The sequence below is a fragment of the Sphingobacterium sp. UBA6317 genome (assembly GCF_002440385.1).
GTDB lineage: Bacteria > Bacteroidota > Bacteroidia > Sphingobacteriales > Sphingobacteriaceae > Sphingobacterium > Sphingobacterium multivorum.
Genome location: NZ_DJTD01000005.1, coordinates 74,746 through 96,972, shown reverse-complemented (window position 1 = coordinate 96,972; position 22,227 = coordinate 74,746). Strand labels below are relative to the sequence as shown.

Below are 22,227 nucleotides of genomic sequence, written 5' to 3'. Positions count from 1 at the left end.
TTATTCATTAAATTTCCTCTTTTGCCTCCTGTATAATATATAAACAATGACAATAATAGCGATGATTGCTAAAATAATGTAATGGGAACCTGAATGTTGGGTTTTATCCTCTGTCGTCTGCGCATATGTAAAATTTGCCACGAAAAGAAGTACCATGAAAATCCACTTCTTGCACATAATAAACGGTTTATTAACTATAGTAGCAAGCTAAGTATTTTTTGCAACAAAGCCAAATTATTTCATTAAAAAATGACAAAGCTTTTTATAAAAATTTAATGTATAATGTCTGTTTCTCCCATTTGATTTGTTAGGTTCGAAAAATAAAAGGGTAGCTACATTGGATATAGCCCGGGATATCGTCGCTCGAATTCGGTAAATGGTCCTAAAAATCGTATCTTGTGAACCTTTGTAAGCGTTTTTAGATATTCAAATCATGTCAAAACTTATCAATTTAACTGTCTTTAGAGAATTCTTAAAATCCAGCTTTGCAGGTGGAATTATACTTTTTTCCTGTGTTATTCTAGCATTGATCGTTGCAAATACACCTTTATATGCCAGTGTAATGGAATTCCTGAACAAGGAAGTAGGCTTTGAGAGCGATCATGTTCATTTAAAATATTCGTGGTTATTGTGGCTCAACGATGGTTTGATGGCTATTTTCTTTTTACTGGTGGGGCTCGAGATAAAACGTGAAATTGTAGAGGGTGAACTCTCATCGCCAAGTAAAGCAATCCTGCCCATTTTGGCTGCGGTTGGTGGGGCACTTTTGCCAGCCATCATTTATTTTGTATTAAATCAGGGAACCAATACGGCAAACGGCTGGGGTATCCCTATGGCGACGGATATTGCATTTGCTTTAGCTGTTATCACGCTTCTGGGAAATAAGGTTCCTGCCAGTCTTAAAATCTTTTTGGCTGCTCTGGCCATTGTTGATGACTTACTTGCCATTTTGGTCATTGCGATCTTTTATAGCAATGGTATTCATGCGACCTATTTATTTATTGCTTTAGGCATCTTTCTGTTTTTGATCGTGTTGAATAAACTGGGCGTTAAAGCGATATGGGCTTACCTTATTCCGGGTCTATTTATTTGGTACTTTGTTCACCACTCGGGAATTCATGCAACAATAGCTGGCGTGTTGGTGGCTATGACGTTACCAACAACACCGGATGCGGAAGAATCTCCCCTGGAAAAATTGGAGCATCTATTGACCAAACCCGTCAATTTTATTATCATTCCGCTGTTTGCATTTGCGAATACGCTTATTCCAATCCATGGGGAAATGATTGGTGGTTTGACTTCAAAATTGGGGATTGGTATTATCTTTGGTCTTATCGCTGGTAAATCAATTGGTATATTTTTGATCTGTTATATTGCGAAGAAGTTGAAGATTGCGCAATTACCGGAAGGGGCTGGCTGGAAACAGATTTTTGGAGTAGGCTTATTGGGGGGAATCGGTTTCACGATGTCGATCTTCATCTCGATACTGTCTTTTGATGATAGCATGCTGATTGAAGAGGCCAAGTTCGCGGTTCTGATCGCTTCTTTATGTGCCGGCCTGCTAGGCTACGTCGTTTTGAGCGCTGTGTCAGCTGCAAAGAAAACAGGGGTTATTGATTAGATTTTGAATAGATAACAGTCGAAGGTTAAAGATTAATCCTATTTGGGCATCTATTTGAAAGCGGATAACGAGCTATAGGTATTAATTTTAGACTTTTATGAATTAGATTTAGTAATTTAGGGCACAACAATAAAAACAATACGTTGAGATTTGATGAATTTGGCTTTGTTCCGGCTTTGGAAGAAGGTTTAGAAAGTATGATGTTTGAGGAGGCTACGCCGATCCAAGAACAGACCATCCCGATTATTAAAGAGGGAAAAGATATGATTGCCTGTGCACAGACAGGTACAGGTAAAACAGCAGCTTATATGTTGCCGATCCTCGATGCAATAGCACGGAATTCAAGGGAATCTATCCTCGCTATTATCCTTGTTCCGACCCGGGAACTTGCTATGCAAATTGACCAGCAGATTATGGGCATGTCTTATTATACGGGTGCAACATCCATAGCCATTTATGGTGGTGGTGATGGTATGGGGTATGAACAGCAAAAACGGGCCATACGAGAGGGGGTAAATATTATTGTTGCTACGCCGGGAAGGTTGATAAGCCATCTTACCTCCATGAAGATTGATCTCTCTCATTTAAAGCACTTTGTTTTGGATGAAGCCGATAGTATGCTGGATATGGGATTTCAAGACGATATTTTACGTATTGTAAGTTATCTACCGAAGAAAAAGCAGATGCTTTTGTTTTCGGCGACGATGCCGATGAAGATCAGATCTTTTGCCCGAAAAATTCTGCAAGAGCCTGTGGAAGTTAATATTGCCATTTCTAAACCTTCGGAAGGGATAGATCAACGTGTATATCTTGCGTATGATCAACAGAAAATGGAGCTTCTGAAGAATATACTGAAGGATCCGAACTATGTATCTGTTATTATTTTTGCGTCCCAAAAAACTACGGTCAAACTTCTCGCTCAGGAATTACAGAAGCAGGGGATTGATGCGGAGGGTTTCCATTCGGATCTCGAGCAGTCGAAACGGGAAGATATCATGGCTAGATTCCGGTCTCGTCAGGTACGGGTACTGGTAGGGACAGATGTGATATCTCGCGGTATCGATGTGGTGGGGATCAGTTTGGTCGTTAATTACGATGTTCCACCGGATCCGGAAGACTACGTACACCGTATTGGACGTACGGCACGGGCAGCAACTACAGGAACAGCCATTACCTTTGTCAATGAGAAAGACCAAAACCGTTTCGCTCAGATCGAGAATTTAATAGGTTATCCGATTGAACAACTTCCATTGCCAGAGGGGTTTGAAGCGGGACCTACTTACAATCCTGCCAAAAAGAATCCACAGCATAAGAAGAAGCGTTTCAATAGGAATAAAAATAAAAACTATCAGAAAGCTAAAAGAGCCTGATTTTAAAATACAAAGCCCCCATAAATATGGGGGCTTTGTATTTGAGTATATATTGTATTTAACTTTCATTCAACAGTCCATACGGCTAATTCATATCCATCAGGATCCTGGAACTGAAATCTTTTTCCTCCGGGAAAGCTAAAAATATCTTTTAATATGGTCCCGCCAGCACGGATAACCTGATCACGCGTAGCCTGTAGATCGTCGGCATAGATAACGACGAGAATACTGCCATTTCTGGGGTCACCAAGTGTAAAACCACCATCAACATATTTTCCGCCAAAAGCCGTATATGCTGGTCCGTAATCCGTAAACTCCCAACCGAAACTCGTTGAGTAGAATGCTTTGGCACGTTCAAGGTCGCTTGATACAAACTCAAGGTATTGGATCTGCTGGTTGACAAATTTGTTTTCTGTACTGCTATTGCTCATAACGGAACTATCTATTTAATGTATATATAATAAATTGCTTGACCGGTTGTGCCGGTTTTGGAATTAAAACCCGAATCGTTTCATAAATATAATGCTTTGTTGAAAATGACACACATTTTTCTTTTCAACATGTTTTTTCGGGGCTACCTGTTTATCGGGGCTACCTGCTTGGCACAAGGAGGAAACAATATTCATTTCCCAATCTTCGTTTGACTGGGAAATGAATGGAGGTTGTTAAGCGCTCTTTTTACTGCTGATCCAATACTGCAATAACACAGATGAAACAACCAAAAACAGTCCAACATAGAAGGATAGGTTTAATTCTCTTGCTTCATTAAGAAGTAAAAATGCAATCAAAATAGCATATACTGGCTCAAGATTTAAGCTTAAGTTCAATGTAAATGCTGATATCTTCTTTAAGATTTCTGTAAATGCGAGATAGACTCCCACAGTGCAACATAAAGATAGGATGATCAGATAGAAAATATCCAGGGCATTGGGAATGAAAGTGCTGATTGGATAGTGCTGAATGTAAAAAGGAAGTAGACATGCCAGCCCTATTGTTCCACCGATCATTTGATAATAATTAATGCATATTGCATTGTACTTTTTGGTCAATTTTTCATTGTGAACCGCATAGAGTGAGGCAAAAGCCGGAGAAATTATCCCTAAGACTATGCCAAGCTGGTGTGAGGTATCGAAGTGAAATATCAGTGCTATCCCACACAACGTAAGTCCACTCAACAGAAGTTCAGACAATCTAAATTTCGTTTTATTGATCATCGGTGCAAAAATAGCGGTAAAAAAACTTGCCATACAGTAGCAGATCACGCCGATGGAAATGTTTGAATATTTGATGCTAGCATAGAATAATAGCCAGGATACTGTCAATAGTACCCCATTTTTTGCAATATGCAGTTTCTCTTTGAAAGTAAAATCTGTAGGTATTTTATACCATTTTAGAATAAAAAATAGGATAACGGCAGCTAAAAATACACGGTACCATGTGAGTATCCCCTCGTTGAGTGAAATCACTTTTCCAAATACGCCAGATAGTCCCAGGCACAGCACAGCAAGGTGCAGCATGAAATATGAATGTTTCATAAGAAATTGTCTTCCAGTTCCGTCCAATAAGGACGAAAGATGTTAAATAATAAAATTGATAGAAAATAAGAAGCACAGCAAATCGGTCCATTTCTGGTATTGGGCTTCAGTAATATCGGGAAAAAATATTACGCTACTGGAGGAGGAAGACAACTCGTTCTATTCATCATATTTGTATTTACCCGAAGATAGGGAATTTTGGGCGCAGCTGCAAAAAAGTAATGAAAAAGCCCCTAGGAAGTTTTTGCTTCTAGGGGCGTATATTTATTCAGTTGCCTTTATTTTGTGCTTTTTATTTTCTGCTTTTATGGCGTATTTGGCGGTAAAGTATCCGTTCCGCCCCCCAGTGCACGGTAAAGATCTATGGCCGCATTGAGCTTTTCCCGTTTTACTGTAATACGTTCCAAATCATTTTGAAGTGCATTGTTTTGGGCAGTTATCACTTCCAAATAGTTTGCCATCCCACTTTTGTAAAGTAAGGCCGCATCAGCGGTGGCTTTGGTGAGGGCATTTGATTTGGCGTGGATAAGTTGCAGGCGCTGTTCTGTATGTTTGATTTTTGCCAAGGCATCAGAAACTTCCAAAACTGCGACCATAACCGACTGTTTAAACTGCAAAGCTATCTTTTCGCGTTCGATGACCGATATCTCATAGTTTGTTTTCAAGGCCCCTTTCTGAAAAATCGGTTGAGCAATATTCCCTGCTATTGTTTTCACAATAGAACCCGGTAGATCAAACCATTTGCTAAATTGAATGGAGTTTGTACCAATGGATGGAGTCAAGCTTATGGAGGGGTACATTGCTGCTTTAGCGAGTCCCATTCTGCTTGTCGCAGCCACAACAGCGTATTCAGCTGCTCTGACATCTGGTCTGCGGCTTAATAGTTCGGCCGGTACCCCTGCGGCAAGTCCGTCTCCAACAATCGTATCATCTAAACTTGCTGTACGTTGAATGCCCTCGGGGAAACCTCCGCAAAGAATGCTCAGTGCATTTTCTTCGACCGCCATATTTTGATGGGCTAGGGGAATTAATAATTCAGCAGTTTTCTTCTGAGCTTCGGCTTGCTCCACAGCAAGCGAACTGACCAGTGATGAGTTGTATTGCAAACGTATCATATTCAGTGTGCTATCGCTCAATTGAACATTTCTTTGTGCAATCTTAAGCTGTTCATCCAAAGCAATCAGATTGTAATATGACTGGATGACCTGTACAATAACCCGGGTTTTCAAAGCCGATAAATTTTCCTTTTGGCCAAAAAAATTGGCCAAGGATTCTTCTTTTTGCATTTTTACCTTTCCCCATATATCGGCTTCCCAAGACAATCTGAGCGTAGCACTATAATCGTCCATATGAGGCGTCCCGATAAATTGGTCACTTAGTGAGCCATTTAAAGAGTTGCTCGATAACCAGGTTCTATTCGCTCCAATACTTAAATCAGCTGTTGGTAGTAATCCTTTCTTAGACTGCTTGTACGCGAGTTCCAATTGTTGCATGTTCAGGAGTGCTACATTGACGTCCGTATTATTGGACAAAGCCTTTTCAATGAGTGATGTCAACAGGGGATCCTGTACGAAGTTACGCCAGGATAGCTGTAGCGTATCAGACGTCACGACAACCTCGCTGTTTTTGAAATTTTCGGGCATTGCTATCTCCTGACGGGTGTATTTTTTGCCCACGCTGCATGCGGACAACAACAGGGTAGTGCTTGCGAAAATTGTTATATAGTGATGAAATTTTTTCATTTTAATCGTTTGTATTGTGTACTGTATTGTCCGTAAGTTTTTTACCCGAAACTTTTTCTTGCAAATATTGGAACACCAGGTACAGTAATGGTATAATAATTACCCCAAGGATAACACCGCTTAACATACCCATTGCTGCTCCTGTACTGATGGAATGGTTACCTGTAGCCGTTCCGCCGGTCGCAAACATCAAGGGGACCATACCCGCAATGAAAGCCAATGAAGTCATCAAGATTGGGCGTAGACGAGCTCTTGCGCCTTCTAAAGCCGAATCAATGAGTGAGGAGCCTGCTATTCTCCGCTGTAAAGCAAATTCAACAATCAAAATGGCATTTTTTGCCAAAAGACCGATGAGCATGATCAAGCCGACCTGGACGTAGATATTGTTGTCCAATCCAATAGCACGTGTTCCTAGGAAAGAGCCGATCATACCTGTTGGGATTGATAACAGGACGGCAAGAGGCAATAAATAACTTTCGTACTGTGCTGATAGTAAGAAATAGACAAATAGCAAGCTTAATGCTAAGATAAGTACGGTTTGATTGCCTGATGACTTCTCTTCCAAGCTAAGTCCCGTCCATTCGTAGCTGTAGTCTCCCGGTAACTTGGTCAATACATTTTTCTCCAATGTTTCCATGATCGCACCATTACTGATACCAGGCGTACTAACAACGTTTATCGTGAGCGAATTGTATAAATTATAACGGGTTACCGACTCAGGACCATACACTTTACGAAGTGTGACCAAGGTATTTACAGGGACCATTTGGCCAAGATTATTCTTGACAAATATTTCGTTGAATGCTTCTTTATCGGTTCTATAAATGCCATCAGCTTTAACTGCTATCCGATAGAATTTACCGAAACGATTGAAATTCAATGATTGGTCACCCGCAAAGTAAGTTTGAACGGACGAAAGCATTTCACTGACATCTACGCCAAGTTGGGCCGCTTTGTCTTCATCTACTTCTAACTCCATCTGTGGATAATCTGCTCTGAACATGGTATAGGCAAATTGCACTCCCGGTTGTTTCATAATCTGCGCAATAACGGAGTCGGACATTGCTTTGAGCTCTACCGGCGATTTACCAGCTCTGTCCTGCAAAACGAGTTCCGCGCCATTCATCATACCATAACCATCAACAGGAGGGGAGCGAAATGCCATTGCGTTACCTTCTTTGACACTGGATAATTTTTGTGAGATAACTTGGTGAATCTGATCAATATCGTTCATCTCACCACGTTTCTTTTTATCTTTCAAGCGTATAAATCCTGTCGCATAGGCTGCGCTGGAGTTGTTACCGATCATATTGAATCCAGTAATACTTGTATGGCTTTCAATCGAAGGGATATCGGCCAGTAGTTTTTCGATTTTTTCTACTGCTTTTGTTGTTCGGTCCAGTCCCGTTCCTGGGGGCATTTCCAAACTGTATACGACAAAGTTATCATCTTCCATTGGTACGAAACTTTTGGAAGTGCTTGTCATGAGGTACCCCGCAACGCCAATTGTAGCCAGGATCAAAAGTGACGAAATCCATTTTTTCTTTGCAAGGAATTTTAATGAACCAACGTATCGATTGGTCATGTTTTCGAAGCCTGCGTTAAACGCTTTGAAAAAACGCTGAGAAAAGCCAGTTTTTGAGGTCTGTCCATCTTGATTTTCGGCGTGTGTATTTTTAAGTAATAATGCACATAGTGCAGGTGTCAGCGTCAAGGCATTGATCGCAGAGATCACAATGGCGATCACAAGAGTATAGGCAAACTGTTTATAAAACATGCCCGATGAACCTGTCATAAATCCAATGGGAATAAAAACTGCACACATCACCAAGGTAATGGAGATTACAGCTCCAGTGATTTCACTCATGGCACTATGGGTAGCCTGTTTACCTGTTAAATTGGAAGTCTCCATCTTTCCATGTACTGCTTCGACAACGACAATTGCATCATCGACAACAATACCAATGGCGAGTACGAGGGCAAATAACGTCAATATATTGATGGTAAAGCCAAATACGAGCAAGAAGAAGAAGGTACCTACGATAGCTACAGGGACTGCAATTGCTGGAATAATAGTCGATCGTATGTCTTGTAAGAATAAGAATACAACGAGGAAAACCAAAATGAAGGCTTCAATTAATGTCGAGCGTACTTGGGCTGTACTTTCATCCAAGCGCTCCTTGGTACTGATCAATTTAAAAATCTTGATTCCAGGAGGGAATGAGCGTTGCGCTATTTCAATCTGTTTGTCGATTCCAATTTCAATTTCATTGGCGTTGGAGCCTGATGTCTGGAATATACCGATGGTGACGGTATTGAGACCGTTGTTTTGGGAATTACCGCTATAGCTGATCGAGCCAAACTCAATACGTGCCACATCCTTTAAACGTACGATCTGGACATTATTGTTTTTAACGATAATGTTTTCATACTGCTCTGGAAGATTCTTTTTCCCCTTATAGCGTATAACATATTCAAGAGGTGCTTTTGATTCTTCACCTAATTTTCCAGGTGCAGATTCCAGACTTTGTTTGGAAATTGCAGCAATGACTTCTTGCGGCACAAGTCCATAACTTGCCATTTTTTGCGGATTCAACCATACACGCATCGAATAGTCTTTGGAACCAAATACCATCGCCTGACCGACCCCGGGAACACGCTTGATCTGTGGGATCAAGTTGATGTTCACATAATTCTGTAAAAATAGTTCATCATATTTTTTATTATCTTCTGTATAGATATTAAATATCATGATCATACTATTTTGTTGCTTGGAGGTTGTTAATCCCATCCGGACAACTTCCTGTGGCAAGATCGGAGTAGCCTGTTGTACTCTGTTTTGCACGTTGACGGCTGCTTGATCTGGGTTTACACCTGCTTTAAAGACAATGCGCACAGAGAATGTACCATCGTTACTTGCAGTCGATGTAATGTATTCCATGTCCTCCACACCATTGATTTGTTCTTCAAGGGGTGTAACAACTGATCTCAATACTGTTTCGCTATTTCCTCCGGGATAGCTTCCGGTAACTTGGACCGTGGGCGGGGCGATATCCGGGAATCGCGTTTGGGGCAGCCTAAAAAGACCGATGACCCCCAGTATGACAAATATGATCGATATAACAGTTGCCAAAACTGGCCTGTCAATAAATTTCTTTAACATTTTAGTATAATTTTTATAAAGCTTTTAGTACCATTTTTTAAAAGTGCATACGGAACGTATAGGCGTGTTACCGCTCTTTGGACGTTGCAGCTTTTGCCATGATTGCTATTGCCTAGATTTCTCCCAAATATTTAAAAAGGAACTTTTTCAGCAGCTCTGTTGTTGCTATTTACGCTCCATCTGGTTACATGGTGGATTTTTTAGTCGGTTGAACTTGCATTCCATCGTTAAGCATGTCAATTCTATTCATAACGATTTTTTCACCAGCTGTAAGTCCTGATTTAAGTAAATAGGCGTTGGCGGTATTTCCCGCAATTTCAATCTGTTTCATGGAAATTTTGTTCTTTTCGCCAATAACATAAACGAAGTAGCGATCTTGAATATCCTTGACAGCCGCCATAGGTACCAACAATACGTTTTCGTGCGCTTTTTTCAAGATTACTTTGGCTGAACCACCCGAACGGAGAATTTTATCAGGGTTGGTGAAACTTGCTTTAAGTGCCATGCTTCCGGTTGTTCTGTCGATGTTACCACTGGCTAATTCTACTTTCCCCGAATGGTTGTATGCCGTTCCATCAGCTAGTAATAGCGTTGCTTGTTGATTGGATGATTTGTTATTCTGATCTTTGATAAAGGCTATAAAATCGGCCTCACTCAATGAAAAATACACATTTACGGTATTGATTTCAGATAGCGTTGTTAACGGTGTCGCATCTGCTGCGGTAATTAAATTTCCGATCCGATTAGGAATACGGCCGATATAACCACTCACTGGTGCATTGATCAACGTAAATTTGGCATTTATTTGAGATGAACCGAGTGCAGCTTGTGCTTGCGCTACCTGTGCTTTAGCTGCGGCATAATTGGCCTCTGCAGTTTTTAACTGTAATTCGGTATACACTTTACCTTCAACAAGTGGTTTGATTTTTTCAATCTCCAATTTCGCGTTTTGTTCTGCCGATAAAGCAGCTTGGTAAGCTGCCTTGCTGTTGTTTACTTGTTCGTTGTAGACATCAGCTTTTATTTTGAAAAGGGGTTGACCCTGGGATACATAGTCTCCTTCTTTGACATAAATCTGATCCAGATATCCCGTTACTTGCGCTTTGACATCGACGTTGACGGTCCCCTCTAATGTACCAGGATATTTTTTTTCGGTCTCCGCGTGGGTAGGAGATAATTCGATAAAGTCAACAGTAACTGCCTGCTCTTGCGGTTGATCTTGGTTGCCTCCACAGGACGATAATAATGCTGCTGCTGTAATAAGTGTAAGGAAAGGTTTTAAAGTCATCGTTCTTTGTGCCATTTTATCATTTTATAATGAAACAAAGAAAAGAATTCTTTTAAGCCATAAGGCAAAGAAATCTACCGAGACGTTACAATTGCTTACTGAAACGTCACAGTGGTGAGCTGAATTTTACGATATTAAATGGTACGATCCAATTGTGTTGAAGATATTGGGCTTATAGATTAACATCCCTTCTTCATCGCGAAAACTTACTTTACCTTTCTGACGAAAAAAGGAGCAAGCGGATCAGTTTTAACATTAATAGTCTAACCAATTTTTTAGCAGTTGAGCCTTTTCTCTGCTCACAAGGATTTCCACTTGATCGTTATGTTTAATTTCTATTTTTAGTTTTCCGTTGAAGTGGTTATGTAATCTTTTGATCGCATCTATATGTACAATGAATTGCCTGTTGGCGCGAAAAAATACTTTTGGATTCAATTGCTGTTCGAGTTCTTCCATTGTTTGAGGGACAATTTCGACAGTACCACATTTGAGTTGCGCATGGGTAAGTTTAAATTCGGAGTAAAAGTATAATATTTCTTCGACGAGAATGGTCTTATAACCGTCTTTGAATGGAATTAGAAAACGTGAGCGAAAATCTTTTGGATAGATAAAATCCAATAAACCTTGAAGCGGTTGTTGGTTGATCTGGAGATCTTTTTGATAGTCAAGTTTTTGGATGGCATTTCCCAGCTCTATTTTTTCTACAGGTTTGAGCAAATAATCTATGCTATTGAATTTAAAAGCCCTCACAGCGTATTCGTCAAATGCTGTTGTAAATATGATTGGGCAGTCTATTTTTATAGTCTCTAATATTTCAAAGCTTAAGCCATCGGATAAACGAATATCCATCATGACCAGGTGGGGAAGTTCATTGCTATTGAACCAATTGATGCTATCCGCAATATTATCAAGTACATCCAAAATAATGATGGATGGTTTTATTTCTTTCAAAAGTCGCTTTAAACGATCGGCATTGAGTTTTTCGTCCTCGATGATTAATACTTTGGTTATATTCATTATGCTTGCGCTAAAAGTGGGAGTATAACGTTAAATGTTTTGCCATCATTCTTTATTTGCAGTTTTAAGTTGGATAGCAAATCGTATCTTTTAATGATGTTTGAAATCCCGATTCCCGATGATTCGGATACATTCTCAATAGGAATTAATATATTTTCAACAACAAGTTGATTCTGGGCGTTGGTGTAGACTTTAATTTTCAGCGGTTTTCTCTTATTTGTCTGATTATGCTTTAATGCATTTTCTACCAATAACTGTAAGGTAAGAGGAGGTAATTGGCAATTGCGTTTGGCGGGATTGACGTTTATTTCGAAGTTTACCCCATCGCCAAATCGGTTTTTGATGAGAAATATGTATGAATTTAGAAAGTTGAGTTCTTCTTCGAGTGAGATAATGTCCTTTTTGGAATTGACAAGAAGGTAGCGATATATTTTGGAGAAGTTTTCTGCATATTCATAGCCTAATTGTTGGTCTTCGAGGATGATTTCTGAGAGCACGCTCAGGTTATTAAAGACAAAATGGGGGTCGATCTGTAATTTTAACGATTGAAGTTCTGTTTCAAGAATGACCTGATCAAGCTTTGCAGCGCGCATGGATTCATTCTTCCAGTTGGTGATCAAATGACTACCAATATTGATCCCCATGATCATCAACGCAATCAATACACTGATTGTAATGTTTTGAATCATCCCCCTTTTTTCCTCCAAAGATGGGGCTATAGTAACATTTTGAGGTCCAAAATAATATTTTGAAATCAGGTACTCCAGAAGTAAATTGATAAAGAGTACTGCAAAAAGGTTGATGACGGTTTCAAGTAGAAGTCGCTCTGTCGGACTATCTTTCCAGGTTAAGAACTTATTAAGCTTGTCATGGACAATGATACTAAATTCGGAAATGATAAAGCTATAAATGATCGTAAATGTCCATTCACCGAGTATTTCAAACATATTCCGTTTAAAATAGCCATCCCAGCAACTCGAGAAAGGATCAATAATATAGGCAACGAGATAAATAAGCAGAAAGGACAGAAAGGTAAATATCAGCCTTTTTTTATTTGTACTAATTAGAGTCTTATCGTTTTTATAGATCGCTATATCCTGCATTCTTTTAACTTATCTGTATCGGTGAAATCTATGCAAATTTCGTAATTCCTTTTAGTATTGGACGACAAATTTCTGCTGAAGCGTATAAAGCCCTGACTGAAATATCAATTTGATGCACTCAGGCGTATATTGACGAAGGCTGATAGATGATCTAACCTTGGCCTATCAGTGTATAATTCATAATGATATCCCTGTGCTATTTTTTTTAATATATTGTAAATCTTGTAGTTATCTTTTGCTTTATAATCATTTGATCTAATCGTGTCAAAGAGTGACTTTGAATATGGAATTCGTTTTTAGCGATAGACAGAAAGGCTTGACATCATTTCGTCAAGCCTTTCTGTTTTATTGTGGTTACTATTTTTTCGATGTGTTATCTAATAAATTATTTTGGCTCTTGATGAGTTGTTGGTGTATGGATGATATCGAAATAGATCGTTTTGTCATTAGCGTTTGGATAAACTCTATAAGTGAATTCTTTCTTTGTTAATACCGTAATATCAACCACACGAGTAAACAACGTTTCTCCAGCAGCATTTTTAGCAACAATTGTTCTCGTTTTACCATCTGCAGATACGGTCCAGTCGCCGTGCATTTTTGGAGAATTGTCAAGATTGAACATTGTAAAAGTACCATCAGATTTGAAATAAGCAAATCCTACAAAATTTGCCACGTTAGGATCTGTTAATACTACACTTTCACCTTTATTATTCTTTGCGTTTGTTGTTTCCCATGGCGTACTGGCTAATATTTCGCTTGGGGTAAGCTGGGGCTCAACAACAGTTTCATCATCTTTACTGCAGCTCACGACTGCTAATGTGCATAAGGCGATACATACCGCTAGTGCAATCTTTTTTAAATCTCTCATTTTATAAAATTTATATTATGAAACAAAAGTAATCGCATTGGTTCAGTTGCATTTGTCTCTTTTATTCCAAGGTTTGAAGGATTTATAAATTGAATGCGATCGGGTTGTTGAAGAAATTCTAAAAAATAGAAAAAGCTTATGTATTGCCTAATTTGAAGTTTGCTTTACAGGGTGTTATGTTAAAGGTGGTGTAAAAATGAACTTCGGATAAAAATAAAACAGGGGACCCTAAGGGCCCCCCATCTACCAGATATGTATAATAAAATTAGAAAATTGCTTTTTATACCGCATTAGTTATTGCTCCATCCACCTCCCAATGAACGGTATAGATCAACAACAGCAGAAAGCTCCGCTTTTTTTACCTGAGCAAGTTCGAGCTCACTTTGTAAGATATTGCTTTGCGCTGTGATTACTTCCAAGTAGGTGGCCATTCCTGTTTCAAACAAAAGATTGGCATGCTTTGTCGCTTGCTTTAAACGCGTCGTTCTATCCGAAGTAATCTTTTGTTTTTCTTTCAATTTTTGAATTGAAATTAAAGCATCGGATACTTCCCCAGCGGCTGAAATTACTTTTTGCTTGAAGATCAATACATTCTTTTCTTGTTCGACACGCGCCAGCTCATATTGCGTTTTTAATTCCTTGCGTTGGAAAATAGGTTGTGTAATACTCCCTGTAATTGCACCAAATAATGACGCGGGCAAGTTGAACCAATTACTTGCTTTGAATGCGTTTACGCCAGCTTCGGCACTAATCACCAAGGAAGGATACATGCGCGCTTTTGCATACTGTTGATAGGCCTGTGAAGTTGTAACAGCTAGTTCGGCCTGTTTTACATCCGGACGGTGGCTCAACAAATCAGCTGGTATGCCAGTTGCTAGCTCTTCGGGGAACTGGATGTCTGTCAATTTCTCCGCTGTCTTAATCTCTTGTGGGAGTTTTCCGCTAAGAATCTGAATGGCATTTTCCTGAATAGTGATCTGCCGTTCAAAGTCAGGAATTAACGCCGCTGCGGACAATCGTTGCGCATCAACCTGTTCCAACGCAAGCAGCGTAATGTCACCAACTTCATATTGCTGTTGGACGATGCGTAAGGTTGTATCGCTTAATTGCAAGTTTTGTTTGGCAATATCACGCAATTGATATAGCATCAGCAGTTGATAGTAACCTTGTGCAACTTGTGCAATTAATTGGGTTTGAATTACTTTTTTAGCTTCTTCTGTCTGCAGATAGGAAGCTAAAGCAGCGATATTTTGATTTTTGATTTTACCCCATAGATCGGCCTCCCAGGATAAACCTAAGGATGCCGTATAATCCTCCACATGATGTTGGCCTAAAAACTGTCCGAGGCTCAATCCATTCATACTGTTATTGGATGGATTGGTGCTATTTCCCCTGATCTGTAGCTGGGCTGAGGGAAGATAGTTCGCTTTTGCTTGTTTCAGGCTCAGTTGAGACGCTTCTATGTTTTTCAGTGCTAGCTTCATATCTAAGTTATGTTGTATTGCACTGTCAATCAATGTCTGTAGGATTTGATCTTTAAAAAAATCACGCCATGGAATAGAGCCAATGCTAGTTTCCTGCGGAGCTTTAGCTTGGTCGCGGTACTGTTCGGGTAAGTTAGGGGCAAGGTGTTGATTGCTGACCAACTTATCTGTTTTACAGGACCATGCGACAAAAGATAAGATGAAAACCGTCAGTAACTTTGCTTTACTATTCATATATTTAAATTTTGTCATGATATACTAATTGTTTGTATGCACGGGTATTTCCAACGAAGCGGTCTCGCTTTCATACTGTATTTGCTTCGGGACACCAGCTATTTTCTCTTGGATAAATTGGAAGAAAATAAAGAGAATCGGGATAATAAAGAGCCCTAAAACTACTCCGGTGAACATCCCACCCGCAGCGGCAATACTGATGGAATGATTTCCTTGAGCAGACGGACCTACGGCTGTCATCATTGGAATCATACCAACAATAAAGGCTAAAGAAGTCATGATAATAGGCCTCAAACGTAATCTTGCGGCTTTAAGTGCAGCGCTAGGAATCGATAGCCCCTGTTTGCGCCCTTGAATAGCAAATTCCACAATCAAAATGGCATTTTTGGCCAGTAAACCAATCAACATGACAAGTGCAACTTGTACATAGATGTTGTTGGCGATATCAGTGAAGCTAATTGCTGCAAAGACGCCAAATATGCCGGTCGGAATGGATAGAATAACCGCTAATGGAATGATGTAGCTTTCATATTGTGCCGCAAGCAAGAAGTAAACAAATATCAGACATAGAATAAAAATCAATGTAGACTGTCCTCCGGAGACAATTTCTTCCTTGGTCATACCTGAGAATTCATAGGTAAATCCAGTAGGCAATTGTTGTTTTGCAACTTCCTCAACTGCACGGATAGCGTCTCCAGAACTATATCCGGGTTTTGGTATTGCATTTATGCCAATTGAATTAAACAAGTTGTACCGCGATGCTGTTTCCGGTCCATATACACGTTCTAATTTGACTAATGTATTGATGGGAACCATATCACCTAATCTGTTTTTTACAAAAATACCGTCCATTGAAGTAGGTTCACTTCTATCCTTGGCATCAGCTTGGACCATCACACGATAGTACTTTCCAAAACGATTAAAATCTGAAGCTTGGGCACTACCAAAATAGGCCTGCATGGTTTGTAATATACTTTTTGTGCTTACGCCAAGTTGCTCTGCCTTGATATCATCTACCTGGAGCTCATATTGTGGATAATCTGCTTTAAAGGTTGTGAAAGCCATCATGATTTCAGGACGTTTCATCAGTTCGCCAATAAACTTCTGGCCTACGCCACTGAATTTTCCAAGTTGTCCACCGGTTCTGTCCTGCAATACCATATCGAGACCGTCAACATTACTGAACCCTGGTACTGTAGGGAAGGTAAAGACAAAGAAATTTGCGCCTTTGATATTTGCCAGGCGTTGATTCACATCGGCCATAATCGCATTGATGTCTTTTATCTGACCACGTTCTTCATGTGGTTTAAGGAGGATAAATGCAACACCCGCTGAAGGACTTGTGGATTGTGTTAAAATATTGAAACCAGCAAGTACATTTAAAGTTTTGGTAAAATCAGCATGTTGAAGTTGCTTCTCAGCTTCGGCTAATGCCCCAGAAGTACGATCTAACGAAGCGCCTGCAGGCATGGATAAAGAAATGGCAATAAATCCTTGGTCTTCCGACGGAATAAATCCAGTAGGTGTTTTACGGATCATAAATATTGTCAAAAGTAGGGTAATCGCCAATCCTGCAAATGCAACCCACTTGTAACGGATCAAGAAGCGTAGACTACCTAAATAGTTTTTAGTCAACCGGTCAAATCCAACATTGAATCCAGCAAAGAAACGTTCCTTGAAATTAAGTTTCTTAGCATCAGAATGACCATGATGCGTTGGTTTTAAGAAGAGTGCACATAACGCAGGACTTAGTGTCAAGGCATTAATTGCTGAAATAACGATTGCAATCGCTAACGTGAAAGCAAATTGTCGGTAAAACACTCCGGTAGAACCTTCCATAAAGCCGATGGGAAGGAATACGGCAGACATCACCAATGTAATCGAGATAATTGCCCCGGTGATTTCGCTCATGGCAGATGTTGTAGCGAGCTTAGGTGGGAGATTTTCATGTTCCATCTTGGCGTGCACTGCCTCGACGACCACAATTGCATCATCGACGACAATCCCAATGGCAAGCACCAGGGCAAACAAGGTCAATAGATTGATTGAAAAGCCGAAGAGCTGCATGAAGAAAAATGTTCCAACGATGGCTACTGGTACTGCAATCGCTGGTATTAATGTCGATCTAAAGTCCTGAAGGAATAGAAAGACAACTAAAAATACCAATATAAATGCTTCAACTAGTGTATGTTTTACTTGGTCAATAGATTGATCAAGTGCATCTTTTGTGTTGTATAAAACGAGATATTTGACACCTTTCGGAAAGCTTAAAGAGGCTTTCTCCATGAATTTTTGAATCGCGATCTGAATTTCATTTGCATTCGAACCTGCCAGCTGCATTACCCCAATATTCAATCCCGCTTTGCCATTGATACGGGTGTGGCTCGCATAGGTATAGGATCCCAGTTCAACACGAGCGACGTCTTTGAGTTTAAGTACTGAACCGTCAGTGTTGGAGCGGATAATAATATTTTCGTAGTCACTTGGTTGGTTGAGTTTACCTTTATATTTGATCACAAATTCAAAAGCTTCACGGCTGCTCTCGCCGAATTTACCAGGAGCAGCTTCAACGTTTTTATCTTGAATTGCAGCCATAACTTCCTCAGGCGTTAGTTTATAGGTCGCCATTTGATTTGGATTAAGCCATACCCGCATGGAGTAGTCTTTGCTACCACCAAACGCCAATGCTTGTCCAACACCAGGTATCCGTTTCAGTTCGGGAATAATATTGATTTGCGCGTAGTTGGTAATAAAGGTCTGATCGTATTTACTCTGATCTTCCGTATAGAGATCCAATACCATGATCAAGCTGTTTTGCTGTTTTGCTGTTGTAATTCCGGCTTGTACAACCTCAGCGGGCAATTGGCTGGTTGCCTGAGCCACACGATTTTGGACGTTCACAGCAGCTTGGTCAGGGTCAGTGCCAAGTTTAAAATATACGGTAATCATTAACGAGCCGTCGTTACTGGCAGTAGAGCTCATGTAGCTCATATTTTCAACACCGTTGATTGACTCTTCGAGTGAGGGAGCTACGGCACGGAGTACCGTTTCGGCATTTGCCCCAGGATATAATGCCGTTACTTGCACCGCGGGCGGTGCAATATCGGGAAACTGCTGCAAAGGCAGTTTAAGGATACCAATCACCCCCAATATGACAAGTAATATGGAGATAACGGTAGCAAGTACAGGTCTTTCTATAAATTTCTTAAGCATGTGATTTTCTAATATTATAATGAATTGATGCTATCCCTTGATAAAGCTTGTGGCGTAATTTTCTGCCCATCCTGAAGCAGGTCAATGCCTTTGTAGACAATCCGATCTCCCGCATTCAGTCCTTTGCTTACGAGGTAATTTGCACCACTTTTTCCGATGACAGTAATGGGCTGTTGAACAACTTTATTTTCTTTGCCAACGGTGTAAACGAAGATTTTATCCTGCATTTCAAGGGTAGCAAGTTGAGGTACCAATAATGCTTGTGCATACTTCTTCTGTAGTCTTACACGGCCGGTATTTCCGTTACGTAAAACCCCTTCCGGATTGTTGAACGTCGCGCGGAGGGTAATCGCACCGGTATTTTTGTCAAACTGGCCATCCACCATATCAATTTTTCCTTTCTGATCATAAATTGTCTGATCCGAAAGAACTAGGCTGATCGGAGGTAGGTTGTGAAGCTTTTGTTGTAAATTACTACCTTCTGTATTGTTTTTGAATGCGATAAAGTCATTTTCTCCCAATGAGAAATAGACATGGAGATCCCTTACATTTGACAATGCTGTAAGTGGTTGGGAGTCTGTAGGTCCCACTAAACTCCCTTGTTTGCGCTGCAATCTACCGATGTATCCTTCGGCTGAAGCCCGTATTAGCGTGTATCCGATATTGATTTTTGCCGTTTCAACCGCCGACAGTGCCAGTTGTACATTTGCTCTAGCGGCGTTACGTGCGCTAATTGCAGTTTTTAACTGAAAGTCTGTCAGTACTTTGGTGTTCACCAGCTTTGTTTTCTTTTCCACTTCTAACTCGGCGTTTTCCAAGGAAGCTTTTGCTGCCAGCAAATTTGCCTTAGCTTGATTTAATTGTTCCTGATAAGGGCGGTCGTTAATCTTAAAAAGCGCCTGACCTTTATTTACTTTAGCACCTTCATCGACATAGATGTTTTCCAAAATCCCTTCGACTTGTGGCCTGATCTCAATATTGGCCGAAGCTTCAATAGTTGCTGGATATTCTTGATAAACCGTCTCGTTACCATTCTCGATGGTAACGACCGGAAGGTTAACCGGTTGTGGATCAATGGGTTTGCTCGTGCCTGTTGAACAACTATATAGAAAGATTGCACTGAGCACATATGCAGTCTTTACGATATTAATTCGTTTAACACTGTTAAGTGTTGGAACGTAAATCCTTTTAAGACTTGGTGATAGATTTGTTTTCATGTGATATTAAAAATTGAAGTTTTGGTATATTTAACGGTGTTAGATTTCTTAACGTTGTATTTTTTGGTGTAAAAAAATTAATCAGTCAGGGAGCGTGTGATGCCGTAAATAGCATCCTTTAAAACCTCTTGATTGGTATTGTCGCCATTGCCTTGGTTTACCAAATTGATCGAAATCAATCCATGTATAATTGACCAGTACGTAAAATACTTCCTGCAGATCAATTCTTCGGATGGGTTTTTCTCTTTCATGATTTCACGGATGACATCACTTATCAATTTTCCATGGGATTCAGCACATTTATAGGTTTTTTCAAAACCACAACAGGCCGTTCCCACACCGAACATTAATTGGTACAATTCGCGTTCTTCGAAGGCGAAATCCCAATAGCTAAACCACATTGCTTCCAATTGTTTCTCCAAATCGGTTTCAGTTGATTTGGCTTGTTTTACTTTTTTGGCAAGCAGGAGATAACCTTGGTTAGCAAGCTCCATCAGAATGGCATCTTTATTGGCGAAATACTCGTATATCATGGGGGCAGTATATTCGATGATATCTGCAATTTTGCGCATACTCAAGGCCTGCCATCCTTCTTCTTTGACGATTTGGAGCGCAGCATCTAGAATATTAGTTCTATTCTCATCTTTGAGCCGTTGTATGCGTTCTTTGCTACCCATGCTAATGCGTAAATAATTTAACAGTGTTAAGCAAAAGTGATACTTTTAATTTTATTTATTGACATCTAAAAGTCATTAAATAAAAATGTATTATTTTTTCTGCTCGGAAGAAGTGTTTTCATCGTTCACAGCGCGGGTTATAAGCTGTTTTATGCGATTCTTTTCTTTGTCAGTTAGAGGAAGTGCCTGTTCGATGATAGGGAGGATTTCCGTGCTTTTTTCCGACTGCAATAACAAGTCGATGAAACCGAGATAGGTGCGGATAAGGTCTGTTTTAATGCCGAAGAAAATGCGTGGATCTACAATAAATAGTTCCTGTATTAATGCTAACAATAGGTTTTTTCTTTTTTTATCTTGTTCCGAGCTGCTGTATTCGGGCAATAGGCCTTTTCTTTCTAGATCTGTTAATTTTACCGCGACAGCGTGCTCTAGTACATATTTTTTTTGCTTTCTATCCAGTAAATCACGTAACTCAGCATGTAAATTCCGATAAATAACTTGTTTGGCCTTCCCCGAGAAAAGATTATCTTCTGTAGATAGGAGGATATCTTGTTGTTCAAAATGATCAAAGAAGGTAGATTCAACATAGACGGAGTGGTGGAAATTGATCGCGTTATTGTTGAAACTGCTAAGTACTTTGGCAATTTCCTTTTTATCGCTATTCAGAAAATAATAATAATATCGATCACCAATTTGTTGGTTCCAGCGAATGTAATTGATGGTAAAATGATAAGAAGTATCACGATCAGGGCTATAGCCTGTCCAAGAAAGCTGGTCTGTCTCTTCGATTAAATGGTCATAAGCTAATAGCTTCCCATTGACGCGTATGGCGTAATTCCTATCCTTATTCAAGTAGAGAAACCAGCCAAACTCTTGTGCGAGGAAATTGTTAAAGTCGTCGCTTTCAAAAAATGTAGCATTAAGTCCAAAAACGCCTTCAAGAGTAACTTGCGTTCCCGTATTTTTAGATTCTACCAGCCTGCTTTCACTGATATCGTATTGCTCTTTACTTTCGCGATCAATTTGAATTCGGTAGCTTGAGAAATATTCATTCTCCTGAAAAACGGTATCCCAAATCGCACGTGTTGCAAAAAGCGAGAAAGAAAATCGACCCTTTCCCTTTTTTCCTCTGGTATAGGAGCTCCGTTTGAGACTATTTTTTTTTATAGAATCCAAAAAGTTTCCAAATGAGGAAGAAAGTGTCTCTAGGGGTATGCCTTCGCCATTGTCCTGTATGCTTACACGATTAATGTAGCCTAATTCATTACTGTCTATAGAGAGTTCAATCTGTGTGGCTTTTGCATCAAATCCATTCCAGAAATATTCAGCAATGGCATGTTTAGGGTCTTTGGGAAGTCCTGCTGATTCGATACTTTGGTTCGTTATTTTTGTGCTTTTCTTCATCATAAAGACGGTTTAGCTTAAAACTTGTATAAAACAGATGGAAATAATTTGGTCGATTAATTCCATTTCAATGTACGCTATTTTTTAGATCTCTGGATTAGAAATGTGAAAAAATAAGCAAGTCCAAAACAGATAATAAGATCGAAAAGAAAATAAATAGAATTGAAACTACTTCGATTCTCAGGTTCCACTGAGCGCTTGCCACCCATATATTCATAAAAAGGAAATGGAAAACCTAATCTGTCATTTCCATCGGATGGACTATCGCATTTAGCGAAGAGAATGGTGGCC

At 39.8% G+C, this 22,227-nt stretch carries 15 protein-coding genes; 2 read left to right on the top strand and 13 right to left on the bottom strand.

What is annotated here, in order from left to right; genetic code table 11:
* The first annotated feature begins 433 nt into the window (after positions 1-433).
* Both nhaA and B3E92_RS00985 read left to right on the top strand, forming a co-directional pair.
* A complete protein-coding gene (nhaA, locus tag B3E92_RS00990; protein WP_070565493.1) occupies positions 434-1,621 on the top strand; it encodes a Na+/H+ antiporter NhaA in 1,188 nt (395 codons plus the stop codon).
* Positions 1,622-1,764: 143 nt separating this feature from the next.
* Complete coding sequence (locus tag B3E92_RS00985; protein ID WP_046674542.1) at positions 1,765-2,991, top strand: DEAD/DEAH box helicase; 1,227 nt, start codon at positions 1,765-1,767, stop codon at positions 2,989-2,991.
* Between the two features lie 65 nt (positions 2,992-3,056).
* Here the strand turns inward: B3E92_RS00985 and B3E92_RS00980 are convergent, their stop codons facing one another.
* From B3E92_RS00980 to B3E92_RS00920, 13 genes are all read right to left on the bottom strand, one after another.
* Positions 3,057-3,422, bottom strand: coding sequence for a VOC family protein (locus tag B3E92_RS00980; RefSeq protein WP_046674543.1), 366 nt, complete (start codon positions 3,420-3,422; stop codon positions 3,057-3,059).
* A gap of 234 nt (positions 3,423-3,656) precedes the next feature.
* Complete coding sequence (locus B3E92_RS00975; protein WP_286894916.1) at positions 3,657-4,526, bottom strand: DMT family transporter; 870 nt, start codon at positions 4,524-4,526, stop codon at positions 3,657-3,659.
* Positions 4,527-4,831: 305 nt separating this feature from the next.
* Entirely contained in the window at positions 4,832-6,268 is a 1,437-nt protein-coding gene (locus B3E92_RS00970) for an efflux transporter outer membrane subunit (RefSeq protein ID WP_286894915.1), read from the bottom strand.
* 1 nt (position 6,269) lies between these two features.
* On the bottom strand, positions 6,270-9,431 hold the full coding sequence (locus B3E92_RS00965; protein WP_286894913.1) for an efflux RND transporter permease subunit: 3,162 nt from the start codon (positions 9,429-9,431) through the stop codon (positions 6,270-6,272).
* A gap of 184 nt (positions 9,432-9,615) precedes the next feature.
* Positions 9,616-10,734 carry an efflux RND transporter periplasmic adaptor subunit gene (locus tag B3E92_RS00960; protein WP_286894911.1) on the bottom strand — a complete coding sequence of 373 codons (1,119 nt, stop codon included), beginning with the start codon at positions 10,732-10,734 and terminating at the stop codon, positions 9,616-9,618.
* Positions 10,735-10,974: 240 nt separating this feature from the next.
* A complete protein-coding gene (locus tag B3E92_RS00955) occupies positions 10,975-11,736 on the bottom strand; it encodes a LytR/AlgR family response regulator transcription factor (protein WP_286767119.1) in 762 nt (253 codons plus the stop codon).
* Positions 11,736-12,839 (bottom strand): sensor histidine kinase, encoded by a 1,104-nt coding sequence (locus B3E92_RS00950; RefSeq protein ID WP_070565481.1) that lies wholly within the window; start codon positions 12,837-12,839, stop codon positions 11,736-11,738. The genes B3E92_RS00955 and B3E92_RS00950 overlap by 1 nt, the downstream gene beginning before the upstream one ends.
* Positions 12,840-13,224: 385 nt before the next feature.
* On the bottom strand, positions 13,225-13,707 hold the full coding sequence (locus tag B3E92_RS00945; RefSeq protein ID WP_286894909.1) for a DUF4822 domain-containing protein: 483 nt from the start codon (positions 13,705-13,707) through the stop codon (positions 13,225-13,227).
* 290 nt (positions 13,708-13,997) lie between these two features.
* Positions 13,998-15,425 carry an efflux transporter outer membrane subunit gene (locus tag B3E92_RS00940; protein WP_070565683.1) on the bottom strand — a complete coding sequence of 476 codons (1,428 nt, stop codon included), beginning with the start codon at positions 15,423-15,425 and terminating at the stop codon, positions 13,998-14,000.
* A 24-nt stretch (positions 15,426-15,449) separates the two neighbouring features.
* Positions 15,450-18,638, bottom strand: coding sequence for an efflux RND transporter permease subunit (locus B3E92_RS00935; protein ID WP_286894908.1), 3,189 nt, complete (start codon positions 18,636-18,638; stop codon positions 15,450-15,452).
* A gap of 14 nt (positions 18,639-18,652) precedes the next feature.
* Positions 18,653-19,855 carry an efflux RND transporter periplasmic adaptor subunit gene (locus B3E92_RS00930; RefSeq protein ID WP_286894907.1) on the bottom strand — a complete coding sequence of 401 codons (1,203 nt, stop codon included), beginning with the start codon at positions 19,853-19,855 and terminating at the stop codon, positions 18,653-18,655.
* A gap of 77 nt (positions 19,856-19,932) precedes the next feature.
* On the bottom strand, positions 19,933-20,532 hold the full coding sequence (locus B3E92_RS00925) for a TetR/AcrR family transcriptional regulator (RefSeq protein WP_046674552.1): 600 nt from the start codon (positions 20,530-20,532) through the stop codon (positions 19,933-19,935).
* A 90-nt stretch (positions 20,533-20,622) separates the two neighbouring features.
* The gene (locus B3E92_RS00920) at positions 20,623-21,939 is read right to left on the bottom strand and encodes an ATP-binding protein (RefSeq protein ID WP_254667697.1); all 1,317 of its coding nucleotides are present in this window, start codon (positions 21,937-21,939) and stop codon (positions 20,623-20,625) included.
* Positions 21,940-22,227: the final 288 nt, after the last annotated feature.

Coding starts and splice junctions, on each gene's coding strand:
- nhaA (WP_070565493.1), top strand. CDS start 434: ATGTCAAAACTTATCAATTTAACTGTCTTTAGAGAATTCTTAAAATCC.
- B3E92_RS00980 (WP_046674543.1), bottom strand. CDS start 3,422: ATGAGCAATAGCAGTACAGAAAACAAATTTGTCAACCAGCAGATCCAA.
- B3E92_RS00975 (WP_286894916.1), bottom strand. CDS start 4,526: ATGAAACATTCATATTTCATGCTGCACCTTGCTGTGCTGTGCCTGGGA.
- B3E92_RS00970 (WP_286894915.1), bottom strand. CDS start 6,268: ATGAAAAAATTTCATCACTATATAACAATTTTCGCAAGCACTACCCTG.
- B3E92_RS00965 (WP_286894913.1), bottom strand. CDS start 9,431: ATGTTAAAGAAATTTATTGACAGGCCAGTTTTGGCAACTGTTATATCG.
- B3E92_RS00960 (WP_286894911.1), bottom strand. CDS start 10,734: ATGGCACAAAGAACGATGACTTTAAAACCTTTCCTTACACTTATTACA.
- B3E92_RS00955 (WP_286767119.1), bottom strand. CDS start 11,736: ATGAATATAACCAAAGTATTAATCATCGAGGACGAAAAACTCAATGCC.
- B3E92_RS00950 (WP_070565481.1), bottom strand. CDS start 12,839: ATGCAGGATATAGCGATCTATAAAAACGATAAGACTCTAATTAGTACA.
- B3E92_RS00945 (WP_286894909.1), bottom strand. CDS start 13,707: ATGAGAGATTTAAAAAAGATTGCACTAGCGGTATGTATCGCCTTATGC.
- B3E92_RS00940 (WP_070565683.1), bottom strand. CDS start 15,425: ATGAATAGTAAAGCAAAGTTACTGACGGTTTTCATCTTATCTTTTGTC.
- B3E92_RS00935 (WP_286894908.1), bottom strand. CDS start 18,638: ATGCTTAAGAAATTTATAGAAAGACCTGTACTTGCTACCGTTATCTCC.
- B3E92_RS00930 (WP_286894907.1), bottom strand. CDS start 19,855: ATGAAAACAAATCTATCACCAAGTCTTAAAAGGATTTACGTTCCAACA.
- B3E92_RS00925 (WP_046674552.1), bottom strand. CDS start 20,532: ATGGGTAGCAAAGAACGCATACAACGGCTCAAAGATGAGAATAGAACT.
- B3E92_RS00920 (WP_254667697.1), bottom strand. CDS start 21,939: ATGATGAAGAAAAGCACAAAAATAACGAACCAAAGTATCGAATCAGCA.